The organism is Opitutus sp. sgz309028, assembly GCF_059821195.1.
The window spans coordinates 1,280,764-1,299,141 of record NZ_JCAMRR010000002.1 but is presented as its reverse complement, the minus strand read 5'-3'; the positions used below and the strand labels follow the sequence as shown (position 1 = coordinate 1,299,141).

Sequence of the window (18,378 nt, the reverse complement as noted above, 5' to 3'; positions counted from 1 at the left end):
AGTTTACGCGTGCTGCGCTTCGACCGCGGGGGCGGTCGGTGCCGGCTTTTTCAAACCGAGCTTTTCGAGCAGCACGTAGAACACGGGCGTGAGATAGAGGCCGAAGAAGGTGACGCCGATCATGCCGGCGAACACCGCGACGCCCATCGCGCGGCGCATTTCGGCGCCGGCGCCCGTGCCGATCACGAGCGGGAAAACGCCCGCGATGAACGCGATCGACGTCATCAGAATCGGGCGGAGCCGCAGCCGCGCGGCGTCGAGCGCCGCTTCGACGATCCCCTCGCCTTCTTCGCGGCGCTTCACCGCGAATTCGACGATCAGGATCGCGTTCTTCGCCGCGAGACCGATGAGCACGATGAGGCCGATCTGCGTGAAGACATTGTTCTCACCGCGCGTCAGCCAGAGGCCGAGCATCGCGGAGAACAGCGCCATCGGCACGATCAGGATCACCGCGAACGGCAGCCGGAAGCTTTCGTATTGCGCCGCGAGCACGAGGAATACGAGCAGGATGCTTAACGGGTAGATCCAGATGCCGGCGTTGCCCGCGATGATCTTTTGATACGTAAGCTCGGTCCACTCGAGCGCCATGCCGCGCGGCAGCGTTTCGTTCGCGATCCGCTGGATCGCCGCTTCGGCCTGGCCGGAGCTGAAGCCGGGCGCGGCCGCGCCGTTGATTTCGGCCGCAGGATAGCCGTTGTAGCGCATCACGCGATCAGGTCCGTAGGTTTCGCGAACCTTCACGATCGAGCCGAGCGGCACGAGTTCGCCGGCCTGGTTGCGCGCCTTGAGCCGCAGGATGTCGTCGGGCCGATCACGAAATTCTGCGTCGGCTTGCGCGACGACCTGGTAGGTGCGGCCGAAGCGGTTGAAGTCGTTCACGTAGAGCGAACCGAGATTGATCTGCATCGTTTCAAAAACGTTCTGCAGCGGAATACCCTGCGCCTTCGCCTTCACACGATCGACGTCGGCGTCGAGTTGCGGCGTGTTGATCGTGAAGCTCGAGAACAGGCCGGTCAGCTCGGGCGTCTCATAGCCCTTTGCGATCAGCGACTGCGTCGCGCCATAGAGCGCGTCGAGGCCGTTGTCGCCGCGATCTTCGACGTAGAGTTTGAAACCGCCGATCGTGCCGAGGCCCTGCACGGGCGGCGGCGGGAAGATCGCGATGAACGCGTCCTGGATCTGCGAGAATTCCTTTTGCAGCTGCTGCGCGATCGCCTGGCCGGAAAGCTCCTTCGTTTTCCGCTCCTCGAACGACTTCAGACGCACGAAGACGATACCGCTGTTCGGTGAATTCGTGAAGCCGTTGATCGAGAGTCCGGGAAACGCGATCGCGTAGTCGGCCCCCGGATGCTTCGTCGCGATGTCGCTCATCTGGCGGATCACGGCGTCGGTGCGATCGAGCGACGCGGCCGACGGCAATTGCGCGAAGGCGACGAGGTATTGCTTGTCCTGTGTCGGCACGAAGCCGCTCGGAATCTTCTTGAACGAAAACGCCGTCAGCGCGAGCAGGCCCAGATAGACGATGACCGCGACCGCCGACACGCGAATCACGCGCGCCACGCCGCTGGAATATTTGTCCGATGCCCACGCGAAGAAGCGGTTGAACGGCCGGAAAAACCAACCGAAGGCGCGATCCATTCCGCGGGTCAGGACGTCTTTCGGCGCATGATGATCGCGCAGCAGGATCGCGCTGAGCGCGGGTGAGAGCGTGAGCGAGTTGAACGCCGAGATGATCGTCGAAATCGCGATCGTGATCGCGAACTGCTTGTAGAATTGTCCCGTCAGGCCGGTGATGAACGCGGTCGGAATGAACACCGCCGACAGCACGAGCGCGGTCGCGACGATCGGCCCCGTGACTTCCCGCATCGCCTGCCGCGTCGCCTCCATCGGCGACTTCCCGAGCGCGATGTTTCGCTCCACGTTTTCCACGACGACGATCGCGTCGTCGACCACGATGCCGATCGCGAGCACGAGTCCGAACAGCGAGAGCGCATTGATGGAAAAACCGAGCGCGTGCATCACCGCGAACGTGCCGACGAGCGACACCGGCACGGCCGCGAGCGGAATGATCGACGCGCGCCAGGTTTGCAGGAACAGGATCACGACGAGCACAACCAGCACGATCGCTTCGAGCAGCGTGTGCACGACGGCGCTGATCGATTCGCGGACGAAGATCGTCGGGTCGTAAACGATGTCGTAGTCGAGACCGTCGGGGAAATTCTTCTTCAGCTCCTTCATCGTCGCGCGCACGGCGTCGGACGTCGCGATCGCGTTGGAGCCGGGAAGCTGCGCGATCGGCAGCGCGACCGCCGCCTGGTTGTTGAGCAGCGAGCGCAACGCATACTCCGACGCGCCGAGTTCGAGACGCGCGACGTCGCGCAATTGCACGCGTTCGCCGCCCGGGCCGCTTTTCACCACAATCGCGCCGAATTCGTCTTCCGTGGCGAGACGGCCCTTCGTGTTGATCAACAGCTCGGTCGCGACCGCCGAGGACGTCGGCTGCTGGCCGACCGCACCGGCGGCGACCTGGACGTTTTGCTCGCGAATCGCCGCGACGACTTCGGACGCGGTGAGGCCTTTGGCGGCGACCTTGTTAGGGTCGAGCCAGACGCGCATCGCGTAATCGCCCGAACCGAAAACGCGCACCTGGCCGACGCCGTTCAACCGACTCAAGACGTCGCGCACCTGCAGCGTGGCGTAATTGCGGACGTAAATGTCGTCGTAGCGACCGTCGGGCGAAAACAGGTGCACGACCATGAGCAGATCGGGCGAGGTCTTCGTGGTGGTGACGCCAAGCCGGCGCACCTCCTCGGGCAGCTTCGGCAGCGCTTGCGAGACGCGGTTCTGCACCTCCACCTGCGCATTATCGAGATTGGTGCCGAGGTTGAACGTGATGGTGAGCGTCATCACGCCGTCGCTCGTCGCCTGCGAAAACATGTAGAGCGAGTGCTCGACGCCGTTGATCGCCTGTTCGAGCGGCGCGGCGACGGTCTCGGAAATCGTCTTCGGATTCGCGCCTGGATACACGGCGCGAACGACAACGGTCGGCGGCACGACTTCCGGATACTCGCTGATGGGCAGCCGGAAGAGCGCGATCGCGCCGACGAGGAAAATGACAATCGAAAGAACGCCGGCGAAGATCGGACGTTTGATGAAAAAATCGGAGAAGTTCATGACGGATGGCGGTGAGCGGGCAAAGCAGTAGCTGGAGCACGCGATGAAGCGCTGGCGGATGGCAGGGATTCGGCCCGCCGGTCGGGGAAAGTTGAGGGCGGGTCAGAGCCCGCCCTGCTTTTTAGCGCTGGGCGACGGTCGCGGTGGAAAGTTCGGCGGCGGTCGCGACAGCGGTTTCGGGCTGGACGCGCATGCCCGGGCGGACTCGCTGCAGGCCGTTGACGATCACGCGATCGCCCGGCTGCAGGCCGGATTGCACGACGCGCTTGTCGCGGACGGAACCACCGAGCTTCACGGAGCGGTAAACCGCTGTGTTGTCCTCGGCTACCGCCAGCACGAATTTCTGGCTTTGGTCGGTGCCGATGGCCCGCTCGCTGACGAGCAACGACGACCGCGGCGCGCCGACGGGCACGCGCACCCGGGCAAACAGGCCGGGGACCAGCGAGCGATCGGAATTCGCAAAGACGAGCCGCAGCATCAACGAACCCGTCGCCGGATTCAGGCGGTTGTCCGTCGACTCGATGTAACCGTGATGCGGATACCCGGATTCGTCGGCCAGCTGCATCTCGACCGGCACGCGACCGTTTTCGAGCTTGAGCCGATTTTCACGGAGCAGCCGGTTGAACTTGAGCAGCGTCGCCTCGTCGATGTCAGCGTAAACGTAGGCCTCGCCCTCCGACACGATGGTCGCGAGCAGCGTCGCGTTGCCCGGCGCGCCGGAGATCAGGTTGCCGGCCGTGACCAACGCGCGACTGATGCGGCCGTCGATCGGCGCCCGCACCTGCGTGTGTTCGAAGTCGAGCTGGGCCGAAGCGAGCGCGGCCTGCGCCGAGGCGAGCGCCGCCATCGCTTCCAGAGCGCGCGACCGTCGCGCTTCAGCCTCCTCGGTGGATATTGCCGCGGCTTTGACGAGCGTCTCGGCGCGTTCGGCCTCGCGCTCGGCCACCTCGGCGTGCGCCTTCGCCTGCCGGACCTGCGCGGTGGCGAGCGTCAGCTGCGCCTGATACCAGCGCGGGTCGATCGAGAACAGCACGTCGCCCTGGCGGACGAGTTGACCGGCTTGAAAACGCACCGCCTCGATATGGCCGGAGACGCGTGCGCGGAGCTCGACGGTTTCGGTCGCGTCGACGCGGCCGGTGATTTCCTCGTAGTCGGTGACGAGTTGCTGTTCGACCGGCGCGACGGTGACCTTCGGGGCGGGCGGCGCGGCGGCGGCAGGTTTTTCGTCAGCCGCAGTGGCGCGGGTGACGGTGTAGGTAGCGAGCGACACGGCGAGCGCGGCGCTCGCCAAGGTCAGCGCGGTGCGGCGCCGGATGCGCGGCGACCGCGCGGTGGATTGGGCAGACATGATGTGTGTGTGTGTTAACGATCAGTGAAGGGAAAAGCGTCCGGGGGAACGCGGAGCGTCATTCGCGATAACGTGTGAGCGGCGCCTCGAGACGATCGACGAGGCCCGGCGCGAAAACCCGCGGCTCGGCCGTCGCGGCCGAGCCTGGAGGCGGATTGGGAAAAGCCGGCTCCAAGCGGAAGAGCTTCGGTTCGGGTCGACGTCCGAATTTCGGATCCGCGCCGGCAGCGTAGATGCGAGCGCTCGAGGTCCGGGCGGCGCGAAGTCCATTCAAGGCCAAGGTGCGGGAGCGAGGAATCATGGTGACGTTTCGGTTGAATAGTTGACTAGTTATCTAGTATTTGGCGGAAAAAAGAGCGCACGGACGAGGTGCGCTGGCGGTAGAATTTGGATTCGAGAAAACGTTTACCGGGCGGCGAGCACTTCGGCGGAAGGAGGCTGCGGCTGCTGCTCGCGAATCCGCAGGATTTCCAGGCCCAGCTCCGCAAGGTCCTTTAGGATTTCGGGATCGTTAAGCATCCGCGCCTGAAGGGTCAGTCCATCGATGAAGCTCATCAGCACGGTGGTGCGCTTCACCGGATCGCCTGGCTCGAGCGAGCCGTCGGCGATCGCCTCACGCACCGTGGCCTCGACGTAGCGGCGCTTCCGGCCAACCAGTTCGCGGGTCTTCGCGCAGATGCTACACTCCTGCGTGCCGACTTCGGAACCGACCGAGGCGACCGGGCACCCGAGCATCCGGCCGGTGCGTTTCTTGGTGTCGCTTTGCCGGCGATAAATGCCGGCCAGAAAGTCTTTCAAGCGCTGCAGCGGCTCGACCGAAGCCGAGAAGATGGTGTCCATCCGCGGCTTCCAATCTTCATTCCACAGCCGATCCAAGGCGGCGACGGCGAGCTGTTCCTTGGAATCGAAGAAGTAATAGAAACTCCCCTTCTTTACCTCCGCCCGCTTGCAGATGTCGTCGATCGTGACGGCGCCGTAGCTCTGGCTCCAGACGAGCTCCAGCGCGGCGTCCATCAAGCGTTGATCGGCATCTGAGGTCCTACCCATGTTGGCGAAAGCGATAGTTGACCATTTATCTATTGCAAGCGGAATCTCCACTTTTCCGCTGGTGCAAACGGCGGCGGCTTCAGGCGAGCAACGGTTTGAAGGTTTTCTCCCGCTCGATGAAAACCGCCACGTAAGAGCACTGCGGCACGACCTTGTAGTTTTTTTCTCGCGCAAACTCGAGGGCCGTGCGGACGAGTTTCTGCGCGACGCCGCGGCCGCGCAGCTCGGTCGGGACGTAGGTGTGCGTGAAGACCATCCGGTCGCCTTCCAGGTGGTAGTCGCATACGGCGAGTTCGCCGTAAACCTGGGTTTCGAAGCGGCTTTCGGCTTCGTTGTGAGTGACCGCGATGTCGTCGGGAGCAGCAGGTGTTGCCATGGTTTTTAGTCCTCCGTTCGTTTTGCCCAACGCTGTGCGAGCACGCCGCAGATCACAAGTTGCAGGGGGTGATAAATCATGATCGGCAGCAGGATCACGCCGATCCCCGGATGCGCTCCGAAAATCAACCGCGCCATCGGCACGCCGGATGCGAGGGTCTTTTTCGAACCGCAGAACATCGCCGCGATCCGGTCCGCCCGCGAAAAACCCGCCGCCCGCGCGACCCAGGCGACCAGGATCATGACCAGCGTGAACAGCCCGAGCGAGAGCGCCACGACGACGAGCAGCGTCCCCCACCCATTCTCCGACCAGATGCCTTCCTTGAACGAATCGCAAAACGACGTGTAAACGAGCAGCAGGATCGTGCCGCGGTCGGCCGCGTTGATGGTCGTCTTGTTGCGCGCCGCCCACGCGCCGAGCAGCGGCCGAAACAGCTGCCCCAGCGCCAGAGGGAGCAGCAGCCACTTCGCGAGATCCACCATCACCGGCCATACCGACTGCGTCTCCCCGCTCGCCTGCAAGACCCACGCCACCCACAAGGGCGTAAGAAACACGCCCAGGATGCTCGAGAGCGTGGCGTTGAAGAGCGCGCCCGCGACATTGCCCCGCGCCGCCGCGGTGAGCGCGACCGACGACGACACCGTCGACGGCAGCGCGCACAGATAAAACAGCCCCAGCATCAATTCTTCGGATACACGCGCGCCGATCGCCTTCACCAGCCCGAGACCGAGCAGCGGAAACAGCAGAAACGTGCTCGCCTGCACCAGCAAATGCAGCGGCCAGCGCAGCGTGCCGGCCTTCAGCGCGGCAAACGACAGCGCCAGCCCGTGCAGAAAAAAGATCAGCGCGATCCCCGCCTTCGTCAGCAATTCGGGCTGCAGCCAGCCGCCCGCCGCGCCCGGCTCCGGAAAGAGCCACGCCAGCAGCGTCGCCACCCCCATCCCGAGCAGAAACCAATCGATCTTGAGCTTCATGCGCTCACGCGCGGACGCCGCCGCAGCAGCATCGCTTTCAATTCCTCGCGTCCTTCGATCTTCAATCCCCACAACACGCCGCCATACGTCGCGACACCCACGCCGATGATCGTCAGGATCGCAACCGCGTCCGAAACCTTCGACGCCGGCACCGCACCGCGCCACGCCCACCACGCCGCCGCGACGACCAGCGCCATGATCGCGCTCGCGGCGACGACTTTGCCGAGGTCCCGCGCGAGGTGGTGAAACGCCAACCCGTCGTGCCGCCGCGCGAGATGCCACTGCAGGTAACCCGCCTGCACGGCAATCGCGACCGTGCTCGCAATCGCGAGTCCCAACGTCGACAGCGGGCCCATGAGCGCGATGCTCAACGCCACGTTCACCACGAAGCTCAGCACCGCGGCCTTCACCGGCGTCGTGGTATCCTTCTGCGCATAGAACGCCCGCAACGCCAGGTTCACGAACGAGAAGAACGGCAGCCCGAGGGCGTTGGCCACCAACACCGGCGTCATCGACGAGGTCGACGCCGCATCGAACGCCCCGTGCTGAAAAATCACGCGGATGATCGGCAGCGCGAGCAGCGCCAAGCCCGCCGCCGCCGGGACGTTGATCACCAGGATCAGCCGCATGCCTTTCCGATAAGCGGCCGCGAGATTGGCCGTGTCGCCCGCCGCCGCGTAGCGCGAGATCAGCGGAAACACCACCGTCGACACCGCCACCGCAAACACCCCGATGGGCAATTCCATCAACCGCTGCGCGAAATTCAGCACCGCCACCGCCTCGTCGTTGAGCGACAAACCGATCAACCGCGAAACGCTCATGTTGATCAGATATATCGACGAACTGAATACCGCCGGCCCCATCAAGCGCAGAATCGCGCGCACCGGCCCGCTCAACGTGAAATCGAACTGCGGTCGCCAGCCTTCGCGCATCAACGCCCACGCCGGCACCGCCATCTGCAAAAACCCGCCCACCAGCACGCCGCCGCACAACCACAACACTTGCGTCGCTTCCTCCGCGCGCCACACCCAGCGCGCCGCCGCGAGCGGCGCGATCATCGCGAGGTTCAGCCAGATCGGCGACAACGCCGGCTCGACGAAGCGCTGCAACGTCTGCAACGCCCCGCTGAACGCCGCCGCGAGCGACACGAACAGCAGGTAGGGAAACAGGATCACCGCGAACCACGCCGCCAGCGTCCAGCGCGCGATCGTATCCGGCTCGGCATGCACCGCGGCGCCGAACCAGCGCACCGCGCCATCCTGGTTCAGGGCGAGCATCGCCAGCGCCACGAGCACCGTCACCGTGAGCCCGAGCCAGCTCGTCACCTGGCTCACGAGCCGGAACGCCCGCTCGCGCTGACCGTCCTTCATCTCGTCGTTGAGCGTGGGCACCAGCGCCGCCGTCAACGAACCCTCCGCCAGCAAGCGCCGAAACAGATTGGGCAGCAGAAAGCCCGTGAAATATGCCGACACCAGCGCGCCCGTGCCGAACACCGCCGCCGTCAGGCTCTCGCGCACCAGGCCGAGGAGGCGCGACGCCATCGTCAGCGCGGACACGATCCCGATGTGTTTGATGTGCTTCGACACCGGACCTGTTTTCGAACCGACGCCGGACGCGTGCAAGTCCTTACGCGGCGAGCGCTCCCGCCGCGCGCGACCTCACATGGTCAGCCGCAGCTTCGATCCCTCGACGGAAACGTCCGACAACTGCCGCCACGCCGTGGCGATCTCTTCGGGCACGTTGAGCGAACCATAAATGCGTTTCATCACCAGCCCGGTCGCGGCTGGCACACGCTGCAGCGGACACGAGCCGAGATAAAGTTCACTCGGGCTGAACACGAAAACGTCGCCGCGTTTCTCGAAGCCGCCGCGGGCTTGCAGGATCACGCGCGGCGCAAAACCGGCCACGTCGAGCTGCAGCGGTATCCCAATTTGCATGACACCGTCGCGGATCCGGAAATTCGGCACGCCCGCGCCGACATTCTGCGCGGCGTCGGCCGTGACCGCAGTCTTCGCCGCCGCGCCGACGAACTGATTCACTTCATCCTCCGTCAGCTCGATCGAACCGCCTTCGATGAACGTCTTTTGCTTGGCTGCGAGCGCGCTGAGACTGACGGAATTTCTTGAACCCTCGATGTAATAGACGACACCCGGCGCCGGCTCCTGTGGCAGCGCCTTCACGGTCGTGACCGGTTTGAGCGCAAGGTAAACCGCCGCAAGCGCGATGCCGAGCAGCAGGCTCAACAGCGCGCCAAGGATGACTTCCGTCCAGGTGGGTCCGTTGAGTTCGCGCTCGAGTTTCTTGTTCATCAAGGGAAAGGGGCCGCGCGGTTACGAAACAGAAACCGTGCGGCCTGCCGAGCTTTACTTCGCCGCCTTCGCGTCGCTGGCGGGCTTTGACTCGCTTTTCGCCGCGCTGCCGGAGTCGCCGCCGGACTTTTCGGCCGGCTTCTTTTTGTAGTCCGTGATGTAGAAACCGGATCCCTTGAAGATCAGGCCGGCGCCGCCGCCGACGAGACGCTTCAGGCCGGTCTTCTTGCACTTCGGGCACTTCTTGAGCGGCTCATCCTTCATCGACTGGAACTGTTCGAAGGCGTGGCCGCACTTCGGGCAGGCATAATCGTAGGTAGGCATGGTGAGAAAAGCGCGAGGTTATGGTAAGCGCCGCGACGCTTGGCGAGTGCGTTTCTGCCCTTCCATCCCGCGGCCCGTCCGAACCAAAGCCCGCTTGCCCCGGTTCGACTTTTACCTCAGCGAAACGGGCGATGGATTTCGCCGCCGAACTCAGTCGCCTCACCGCCCGCGTCGAACACGGCCTCGCCCGGCACGTGCCCGCGGCCTCCACGCGCCCCGCGCGGATCCACGAGGCGATGCGCTACAGCCTCGACGCCGGCGGCAAACGCCTCCGCCCCGTCCTCGTCCTCGCCACCGCGGAGCTTTTCGGCCGCCGCGACGAGGCCGCCCTTCCCGCCGCCGTCGCCATCGAGTGCGTGCACACCTACTCGCTGATCCACGACGACCTGCCGTGCATGGACAACGACGACCTTCGCCGCGGCCGCCCCACCGCGCACAAGGCGTTCGACGAAGCCACCGCCCTGCTCGCCGGCGACGCGTTGCTCACGCACGCATTCGCGCTTCTTTCCACGGCCTACGCCGCCGATCCCGCGCTCGCCAACGCGCTCGTGCGCGAGCTCGCCGACGCCGCCGGCAGCCGCCGCCTGATCGGCGGACAAATGGCGGATTTGCTCGCCGAGAAAAAAGCCGACGCCTCGCCGGACGAGCTCGAATTCATTCACCTCAACAAAACCGCCGCGATGATCGAGGCCTCGCTCGTCCTCGGCGGACTCGTGGCCGGCGCCACGCCCAACGACATCGACACGCTGCGCCAGCTCGGCCGCGACCTCGGACTCGCGTTTCAAATCGTCGACGACATCCTCGATGCGACCGCTGACAGCGCGACGCTCGGCAAAACCGCCGGCAAGGACGCGCGCGCCGACAAGACGACGTTCGTCAAGGTTCACGGCCTCGCCCGCGCCCGCGAGCTGGCGGAGCGTCACACCGCGTCTGCTCGCGATGCGCTCGCGCACCTCGACGGCGAGCGCGCGTTTCTCGACGCGCTCGTCCTTTCGCTCGTCAGCCGCACGCGCTGAGCGCGCGGCGCAGGATCAGCGCACGAGCCGCGCGGCGAATTTTTCCGGGTGCGCGGATTCGCCGACGAGATTGCGCACCTCGAGATCGGGACACGCTTCCGCGTCCAACGCGTGCCGGTAGTATTCCGGCCGGTGCTCGCCCCACGTCACGCGGCAGTCGCGAATCGAAACGCCCGCCGCGTTGCGCAGCAGAAAGCCGCTCGTCGGAAGATCTGGAAACGCATTCGCTGGCGCCGGCCGGAAATCCTGCTGCCCGCCCGCGTAATCCGTCGTCTTGTCGATGAGGACCGCCACGCGGTCGAACGACACGCGCTCGAGCAAACCCGGACTGTAACCGTAAACGACGACGCCGTTTTCCCCGCGCGCCTGGATGTTGCTGAAACGGATGTCGCGCACGCGGCCGGGCGTCGTGACCTCGTTCCACGGCGTCACCACGACGTCGATCGGCGTGCCGCGTCCCCACCACGCGGGATCGTAGAGCCGCGTTTCGATCACGAGATTGGAAAACGAAATCCGCTCCATCGTACCCGACATGTTCAACCGCACCGATACGCCGCGATGACTGTCGCGAATCGCGCAGTCGGACACCACCACGTCGCGGATCGTGCCGATCACGTCACTGCCCATCACGATCGCCGACGAACGCGACTTCAATGTGCAGCCGGTGATCACGATGTTCTCGCACGGCTGCGTGATGCCCATGTTTTCGGGCGCGGTTTTCAGCGCGATGCAGTCGTCGCCCGACACGATGTGACAATCCCGGATCCGCACGTTCGACGACCAGTCGATGTCGATGCCGTCGTTGTTCGGCATGAGCAGGCTGTTGTCGATCCGGATATCGGCGATCAGCACGTCGTCGCAGCCGAGCGTGCGCACGGTCCAGAACGCGCCGTTGCGAATCGTGACGTCGCGCAACGTCACGCGCCTGCTCGCGCGAAACACCACGGTGTAGGGCCGAAACTGCTTCGCCTTGTCGATCTCGACGCCGCGCTCCTCCACATACGCCGGGCTGTTACCGTCGATCGTGCCGTAGCCGCTGATCGCCACGTCCTCGGCTTCGTCCGCGTAAATCATCACGCCCATCTGCGGCGCCACGTCGCCCGGCCGCGTCGTCACCGGATACGGATTCGTGATCGAAAATTCCTCGTGCCGCGGCGTCGCCAGCAGCACCGCGCCGCGCTCCAGATGCAGATCCACATGCGAACGCAGCCGGATCGAACCCACCGTCACGTGCGCGCCACCCGGCACGACGACGCGCCCGCCACGGCTCTCCGCACAGGCGTCGATCGCCCGCTGGATCAGCGCCGTGTCGGCCGCAACCTCGCCGCGGAAGGCGCCGAAATCGGTGACGTTTACCGACGCAGCCGACAGGCTTCCGGCCGCAGCAACGAACCACACGAAAGCACGAATGAGCAGGGTTTTCATCGAAGAAACAGGGTTTAACCAAGACGAATGCCGGACGTTTCCGGCGGGGTGACTCCACCTCTTGCCAGCCGGCAAAATTTGGCGAGTCCGAAGCAAACGCTCACATATCTTCAAAATTGCGGCATTTGGCACGATCGCGGATAAATGCTGCATGTTACCCCACGTCCGCTTCGTCGGATTCGTCGTGCCCTGCTTTCTCGTCTCGCTCGCCGGCGCCGCCCTGCAGCCGTTTACGATGCCGTGGAACGACGCGTCCACCGGTATCACGAATCTTCAAAGCTGGCAGGAGCCGATTCCCACGACCGCTCCGCGGGTGAGCGTCACACCTGCCGGACACTATCAGCTCGACGGAAAGCGCCTGCGTTTTCTCGGCGTCAACGTCACGTCCGCCGATGCGTTTCCTTCCCGCGATCGCGCCGAAGCCCACGCCGCACGCCTCGCGCGTTTCGGTTTCAACGCCGTGCGTTTTCATCACCTCGAGGCGCCGTGGGACAAGGCCAACGTCCTCGTCGACTACGCGAGCGGCAGCTCCCGCACGCTCTCTGCGGAACGCCTCGATCGCCTGCACTACTTCGTCGCGCAACTCGCGGCGCACGGGATTCACTCCGACATCAACCTGCTCGTCTCGCGTGAGTTTCAAGCCACCGACGGGCTCGGCCCGGAAATCGTGCAGCTCGGCTGGAAGGATCAGCACATCCTCGGGTTCTTCGACGAGCGAGCCCTCTCGCTGCATCGGGAATACGCCACGAAACTGCTCACCGCGCCGAATCCCTACCGCAACGGCCTTTCGCTCGCCCAGGATCCGGCGGTCGCGTTCGTCGAGATCATGAACGAGAACGGTCTGCTGCAGAAATGGTATGAAAACGTGCTCGACACCCTACCCGCGCCCTATGCCGCCGCGCTGCAATCCAAGTGGAACTCGTGGTTGAAAAGCAAATACGCCAGCACGGCCGCGCTCCTCGCCGGTTGGGGCGCGATCGACGAACCGCTTGGCGCCAATCGCCTCGTCAACGGCTCCTTCTCCACCGGCGACGCTTCCTGGACCCTTGAGCGCCACTCCGGCGCCGCCGCCACGGCGACGGCGGCGAACGACTTCACGAATCAACAATCGTCGCTTCGGATCGCGGTGACCACCGCCGGCACCGCCGGCTGGCACGTTCAGTTTACCCAGGGCAACCTCTCGCTCGAAGCCGGGAAAAGCTACACCCTGAGTTTCTGGGCCAAGGCCACCGCCGCCACACCGCTCTCCGCCACGCTGACACGCACCGGCCCGTCCGACTACTCCGCCGTCAACGCCTCGCTGAACGCGACGCTGGGTGTCACCTGGGCGAATTACACCGCCACCTTCCAGGCCTCCGCCGCCGAGCCGAGCGTGCGGCTCGTGTTCAACGGCTTTGGTGACCGCGTGACGACGGTGTCGCTCGCCGACATAAAACTCCAGCCCGGCGGCGCGATCGGCGGACTTCCCGCCGGCGTGAATCTGGAGAGCAGCACGATCCCAATCGTGAAACACAACCCTTCGATCGCGAGCGCCACCGCGGCGCAGACCCGCGACTGGGTCGCCTTCGTCCTCGCGACCGAAAAGACCTACTGGGAGGCGATGAAATCCCATCTCGTGAACAGCGTCGGTTTTCACGGGATCGTCTGGGCCACCATCCTCTCCAACAGCGCGCCGAACACACAGGTGGCGATGGACGCGATGGACTCGCACAGCTACTGGCAGCATCCCGTGTTTCCCGCGGGGCACGATTTCGATCCGGAGCTGTGGACCGTGGCGAATACGTCGATGGTCAACTCGCCGGATGCGAACACGCTCACCGGCATCGCCCGCCAGCGCATGCGCGGTCGCCCGCACAACGTCACCGAATATGAACACGCCGCGCCCAACACCTACGGCAGCGAGGGACCGCTGCTCGTCGCGATGTATGGCGCGCTGCAGGACTGGGACAGCATCTGGTTTTTTGACTACAAGACCGGCACCAGCGAGTTCGTCACTGGTTACTTCGACCATGGCGGACACGCCGGAAAACTGGCGAACAACCTTCTTGCCGCCGCGATGTTCCGTCGCGGCGACGTCGCCAGCGCCCGGCAATCCTTTACGTTGCCGCTCACACCGACTGCCGAAATCGAGACTGCCCGCACCCGTGGCGGCGCCTGGTCGATCGCGGACGGCTCGCATCTCGGCATGCCCGCGGCGACCGCGCTCATCAGCCGCGTCGATCTCAGCATCGGCGAAAACGCCAGCGGACTCGCCACGCCGCCCGCCGCACCCGCGGGTAATGTTTTTGCGGCCGACACCGGCGAATTGCGCTGGGATGTGTCCGCCGCGAGCAAAGGGGTGGTGACGTTGGATACACCGCGTTCGAAGGCCGTCGTCGGTTTCGTCAACGGCCGCAGCTTCAATCTGGGCGGCGTCATCATCGCGCCGGGCGGCACCCGTCAGGACTGGTGCACCATCGGTCTGACGCTCCTCGAAGGCTATGCTTTCGATCAGCAGGGCGCCGCGCGCGCCGTGCTGGTCGCCACCGGCGATCAGGAGAACACCGGCCAGGTCTGGAAGGACCCGACACACACGTCGCTCGGCAGCCAGTGGGGCAACGCGCCCACGCTCGTCGAAGTGATTCCGGCAACGATCACGTTGCCGGTGGCCGCGAGCCGCGTCTCCGTCTGGGCGTTGGACGGCCGCGGCACGCGCACGGTCGCCGTGCCCGTCGTGGATCATGCCGGCCGCGCGCAGTTCGTTTTAGGACAAAGCGGCACGACGCTGTGGTATGAGATCGCGATCGCCCCCGGCCCCGCCGCTGCACCGTCCGTGCTCAAAATGCCGGCGATGTCCTCCGCGGAGTTCGGCGACGACGTTTCCCTTTCGGCGGCGATCGACGGCTCGCCCGTTCCTGAGATTGCGTGGCTGCGCAACGGCTCGGAGATCGAAGACGCCACGGAGCCGACCTTGTCGCTGCTGAACTTCGGTCCGGCGCAAACCGGTCTGTATCGCACGCTGCTCATGAATGCGCACGGCACGACGGCGAGCGCTCAATTGATCGTCGGCGGCACGAGCAACGCGAAAGTCATCGGCGAAGGACGCGAGGTCGACGCGAACGTCCGGCATCCCAACGGCAACACGTTCGACCAAGTCCTGGTCACCGGGCCGGCCGAGGCAGTCACCGCGGACTACACGCTGAACCAAATCACCCGGACATCCTTCATCGATTTGAACCACGACATCGTACAGGTGGAATTCAGCGGTCCGGGCACGTTGTCGCTCGTGCTGCAGGATTGGACGCCGCCCGCGCCACCGCAAAACTACACTCAAGGCATCAACTACATGCGGGGCCGCGCCGGCATCGTGATCGTGGGAGCCGACGAACGGACCAATCTGTCGATCTTCACGGTCGGCCGTGCGACCGCCAACGACCCGAGTGGACATTTTGACATCACGAAACCGGTGAGCGCGACGAACGATCCGGCGACGAACGGCAGCCCGTTGTTCGTGGGACACGCCAACACTCACTACGACGGTATCGCCGACGTGGCCTTCGTCGCCATCGCGAGCACGAATGGCCGCTTCGGTGGCCTGCGCGCAGCGAACGCCCATTTCTCCGCGGAGCGCGGTCTTGCCGGTGTATATGCGCCCGGCGTCGCGTTTACCGGACCGGTTTATCTGGGCAACATTGCCGCCGAGGCTCTCGCCACCCCCGCGATCCTGCTCGGTTCGTCCAGCGACGTCCGCATCACGGGCGGCAGTTTGCTGCAGGAGAACGCGGCACACGTGCAAGTGAGCGGTTTCACGCAGGTGAAGTTCGTCGCTGGCAGCGATTCCCACGGCACGCTGCTGCCTGCGCAATCGAACCGCGCCGTTCTCGAAGAAAACGGCCACGACGTCACCGCCACCCTCGTCGTCAACCCTACTCCCTGACCCGAGCGCCCAAACCAGAGTGTCATATAATGTATGACACTTAAAACTTCGCCGGCGCAGCTGTCGCGCGGCTGGATGTTGCGTGGTTGGTTTTTTGGGCGGTTTCCCGGGCGTAAGTCGTCGCGGGGCGAGGCGCGGGAAGGGATGCGAAACTGCGGGGGAACTGCCGGCAAACGCGCGGGAAGAGCCATCGCCCGCGGACCGTTGTGCATAAAAAAAGCGACGCGCTTTCGCGCGTCGCTCGAGGGATCTACAACCAAATTAATGGCGCGACTTAATTGGCGGCGGCCGCGGCGTTGATCAACTCGATAAAGCTGCGCGACTCCAGCGCAGCTCCGCCGATCAGGCCTCCGTCGATGTCTTTTTGCGCGAGCAGTTCGGGCGCGTTCGCCGGCTTCATCGAGCCGCCGTAGAGCACGCGCACTTTTTGAGCGACGGGCTCGGTGAAGAGCTTCGTGAGCAGGTTGCGGATGAACGCGTGCACTTCCTGCGCCTGATCCGTGGTCGCCACCTTGCCGGTGCCGATCGCCCAGACGGGCTCATACGCGATCACGACCGTGGGCGCCTGCTCCTTGCTCACGCCTTCGAGGCCGGCTTCGAGCTGCGTCTGCACGACCTTGAGTGTCGAACCCGCCTCGCGTTCGGCGAGGGTTTCGCCGACGCAGAGGATCGGCTTCAGCTGGTTCTTCAGCGCGCTGAGGACCTTCTTGTTAATGAAGGCATCGTCCTCCCCGAAATACGCCCGGCGCTCGCTGTGACCGAGGATGACGTGCGTCGCGAACAGCGAACGCAGCATCGGCGCCGAGATCTCGCCGGTGAACGCGCCGTTCGCCTCGGGGTGCATGTTCTGCGCACCGAGCTTCACGGTCGAGCCGTCGAGGGCCTTGCCCACGGCGTCGAGCGAGGTGAACGGCGGGCACACGACGATCTCGACGTCGTTGATCTTGCCGGTCGCGGCCACGATCTCGTTAACGAGCGAAACGGCATCGCCGTTCGTCTTGTTCATCTTCCAGTTTCCGGCGATGAGTTTCTTGCGGGGATTCATAATTGGTGAGGAGGAGTTAAGCGCGAAGACGCAAAGATTGCCAAGTTTCGCGAAGAGCCCTTTGCGATCCTTGGCAGTTCTTCGCGCCTTTGCGCTTGGGCTGGATCAGTTTTCGAGGAACGCCACGCCGGGGAGCACTTTGCCTTCGAGGAGTTCGAGGCTGGCGCCGCCGCCGGTGGAGCAGTGCGTCACGACTTTCGCGACCTTGAATTTTTTCGCCGCCGTGGCGGTGTCGCCGCCGCCGACCACGGTAACCGCGCCCGCCGCCGTCGCTTTCGCGATCGCGTCGGCCATGGCCTTCGTGCCCTCGGCAAACTTGTCGACTTCGAACACGCCCGCGGGACCGTTCCACACGATCGTCTTGGCGCGGCCGATCACCTGCGCGAACAGCTCGCGGCTCTTCGGGCCGGCATCGAGACCCATCCAGTTGGCGGGAATGCCTTCCTTGTCGGTGGCCACGCCGGTTTGCACCGCGGCAATGTCGTCCGCGGAGCCGGGGAAACGGTCCGCCGTCACGAAATCGACGGGCAGCGTAATCGTCACGCCCTTGGCCTTGGCCTTGTCGAAGAGTTCTTTCGCGATCTTCGCGCCTTCCGGATCGAAGAGACTCGTGCCGATTTCCATGCCTTCGAGGACCTTCTTGAAGGTGAAGGCCATGCCGCCGCTGATGATGATCTCGTTGGCTTTTTCGAGGAGGTTATTGATGAGCGGAATCTTGTCGGCGATCTTGGCGCCGCCGAGAATCGCGAGGAGCGGACGCGCGGGATTGTCGATCACCTTCGCGAAGGCATCGAGTTCGGCCTGCATGAGGAAACCCGCGGCCTTGTCTTTAAGTTGCACGCCGACCATCGAGCTGTGCGCGCGGTGCGCGGTGCCGAAGGCGTCGTTGACGTAGACATCGGCCAGCTTCGAGAGGGAAGCGCGGAAGGCTTCGACGGCCTTCGGATCGGCCTTGATGGACTTTTCGGTGCCGTCGGCCTGCTTCTCCTTCACCTTGCCTTCTTCCTCGATGTGGAAGCGGAGGTTTTCGAGCAGCACGACCTCGCCGGCCTTGAGCGCGCCGGGCGCGCAGGCGGCTTCGACCGCGGGACCGACGCAGTCGTCGAGGAACTTCACCGGCTTGTTGAGCAGTTTCGCGAGTTCGTCGGCGACGGGTTTGAGCGAAAACTTCGCGTTCTTCTTGCCGTCGGGGCGGCCGAGATGGCTGGCGAGGACGACCGCCGCGCCTTTCTCGAGCGCGTAATTGATCGTGGGCAACGCGGCGACGATGCGGGCGTTGTTGGTGATCGCGCCGGTGGCCTTGTCCTGCGGGACGTTGAAGTCCACGCGGATGAAGACGCGTTTGCCGGCGAGATCGAGGTCGCGGATGGATTTGAATTTGGGCATGGGTCGGAAAAGTAGCCAGTAGCGGGTAGCGAGTAGTG

14 protein-coding genes are annotated in these 18,378 nt (G+C 64.6%); 2 read left to right on the top strand and 12 right to left on the bottom strand.

Annotated features, from left to right (window positions below):
• Positions 1-3: 3 nt before the first annotated feature.
• The 9 genes from AC6RV7_RS11105 to AC6RV7_RS11065 form a co-directional block, all read right to left on the bottom strand.
• Complete coding sequence (locus AC6RV7_RS11105; protein ID WP_500094045.1) at positions 4-3,174, bottom strand: efflux RND transporter permease subunit; 3,171 nt, start codon at positions 3,172-3,174, stop codon at positions 4-6.
• Between the two features lie 121 nt (positions 3,175-3,295).
• Positions 3,296-4,522: an efflux RND transporter periplasmic adaptor subunit gene (locus AC6RV7_RS11100; protein ID WP_500094044.1), complete on the bottom strand. Its 1,227-nt coding sequence runs from the start codon at positions 4,520-4,522 to the stop codon at positions 3,296-3,298.
• Between the two features lie 58 nt (positions 4,523-4,580).
• On the bottom strand, positions 4,581-4,823 hold the full coding sequence (locus tag AC6RV7_RS11095) for a hypothetical protein (protein ID WP_500094043.1): 243 nt from the start codon (positions 4,821-4,823) through the stop codon (positions 4,581-4,583).
• Between the two features lie 104 nt (positions 4,824-4,927).
• A complete protein-coding gene (locus AC6RV7_RS11090; protein ID WP_500094042.1) occupies positions 4,928-5,569 on the bottom strand; it encodes a TetR/AcrR family transcriptional regulator in 642 nt (213 codons plus the stop codon).
• 79 nt (positions 5,570-5,648) lie between these two features.
• Positions 5,649-5,945 (bottom strand): GNAT family N-acetyltransferase, encoded by a 297-nt coding sequence (locus AC6RV7_RS11085; protein ID WP_500094041.1) that lies wholly within the window; start codon positions 5,943-5,945, stop codon positions 5,649-5,651.
• A 5-nt stretch (positions 5,946-5,950) separates the two neighbouring features.
• Complete coding sequence (locus tag AC6RV7_RS11080; protein ID WP_500094040.1) at positions 5,951-6,919, bottom strand: bile acid:sodium symporter family protein; 969 nt, start codon at positions 6,917-6,919, stop codon at positions 5,951-5,953.
• Positions 6,916-8,505 (bottom strand): murein biosynthesis integral membrane protein MurJ, encoded by a 1,590-nt coding sequence (murJ, locus tag AC6RV7_RS11075; protein ID WP_500094039.1) that lies wholly within the window; start codon positions 8,503-8,505, stop codon positions 6,916-6,918. The genes AC6RV7_RS11080 and murJ overlap by 4 nt, the downstream gene beginning before the upstream one ends.
• Positions 8,506-8,577: 72 nt before the next feature.
• Positions 8,578-9,228 carry a hypothetical protein gene (locus tag AC6RV7_RS11070; protein WP_500094038.1) on the bottom strand — a complete coding sequence of 217 codons (651 nt, stop codon included), beginning with the start codon at positions 9,226-9,228 and terminating at the stop codon, positions 8,578-8,580.
• Positions 9,229-9,282: 54 nt separating this feature from the next.
• The gene (locus AC6RV7_RS11065; protein WP_500094037.1) at positions 9,283-9,552 is read right to left on the bottom strand and encodes an FmdB family zinc ribbon protein; all 270 of its coding nucleotides are present in this window, start codon (positions 9,550-9,552) and stop codon (positions 9,283-9,285) included.
• A 131-nt stretch (positions 9,553-9,683) separates the two neighbouring features.
• Here AC6RV7_RS11065 and AC6RV7_RS11060 point away from each other — a divergent pair, with 131 nt between their 5' ends.
• Positions 9,684-10,568: a polyprenyl synthetase family protein gene (locus AC6RV7_RS11060; protein ID WP_500094036.1), complete on the top strand. Its 885-nt coding sequence runs from the start codon at positions 9,684-9,686 to the stop codon at positions 10,566-10,568.
• 15 nt (positions 10,569-10,583) lie between these two features.
• Here AC6RV7_RS11060 and AC6RV7_RS11055 read toward each other — a convergent pair whose 3' ends face one another.
• A complete protein-coding gene (locus AC6RV7_RS11055) occupies positions 10,584-11,993 on the bottom strand; it encodes a glycoside hydrolase family 28 protein (RefSeq protein ID WP_500094035.1) in 1,410 nt (469 codons plus the stop codon).
• 151 nt (positions 11,994-12,144) lie between these two features.
• Here AC6RV7_RS11055 and AC6RV7_RS11050 point away from each other — a divergent pair, with 151 nt between their 5' ends.
• Positions 12,145-15,909 carry a carbohydrate binding domain-containing protein gene (locus tag AC6RV7_RS11050; RefSeq protein WP_500094034.1) on the top strand — a complete coding sequence of 1,255 codons (3,765 nt, stop codon included), beginning with the start codon at positions 12,145-12,147 and terminating at the stop codon, positions 15,907-15,909.
• A 274-nt stretch (positions 15,910-16,183) separates the two neighbouring features.
• Here AC6RV7_RS11050 and tpiA read toward each other — a convergent pair whose 3' ends face one another.
• Both tpiA and pgk read right to left on the bottom strand, forming a co-directional pair.
• Entirely contained in the window at positions 16,184-16,954 is a 771-nt protein-coding gene (gene tpiA, locus AC6RV7_RS11045; RefSeq protein ID WP_500094033.1) for a triose-phosphate isomerase, read from the bottom strand.
• Positions 16,955-17,059: 105 nt separating this feature from the next.
• Positions 17,060-18,340, bottom strand: coding sequence for a phosphoglycerate kinase (gene pgk / locus AC6RV7_RS11040; RefSeq protein ID WP_500094032.1), 1,281 nt, complete (start codon positions 18,338-18,340; stop codon positions 17,060-17,062).
• Between the last annotated feature and the right edge of the window lie 38 nt (positions 18,341-18,378).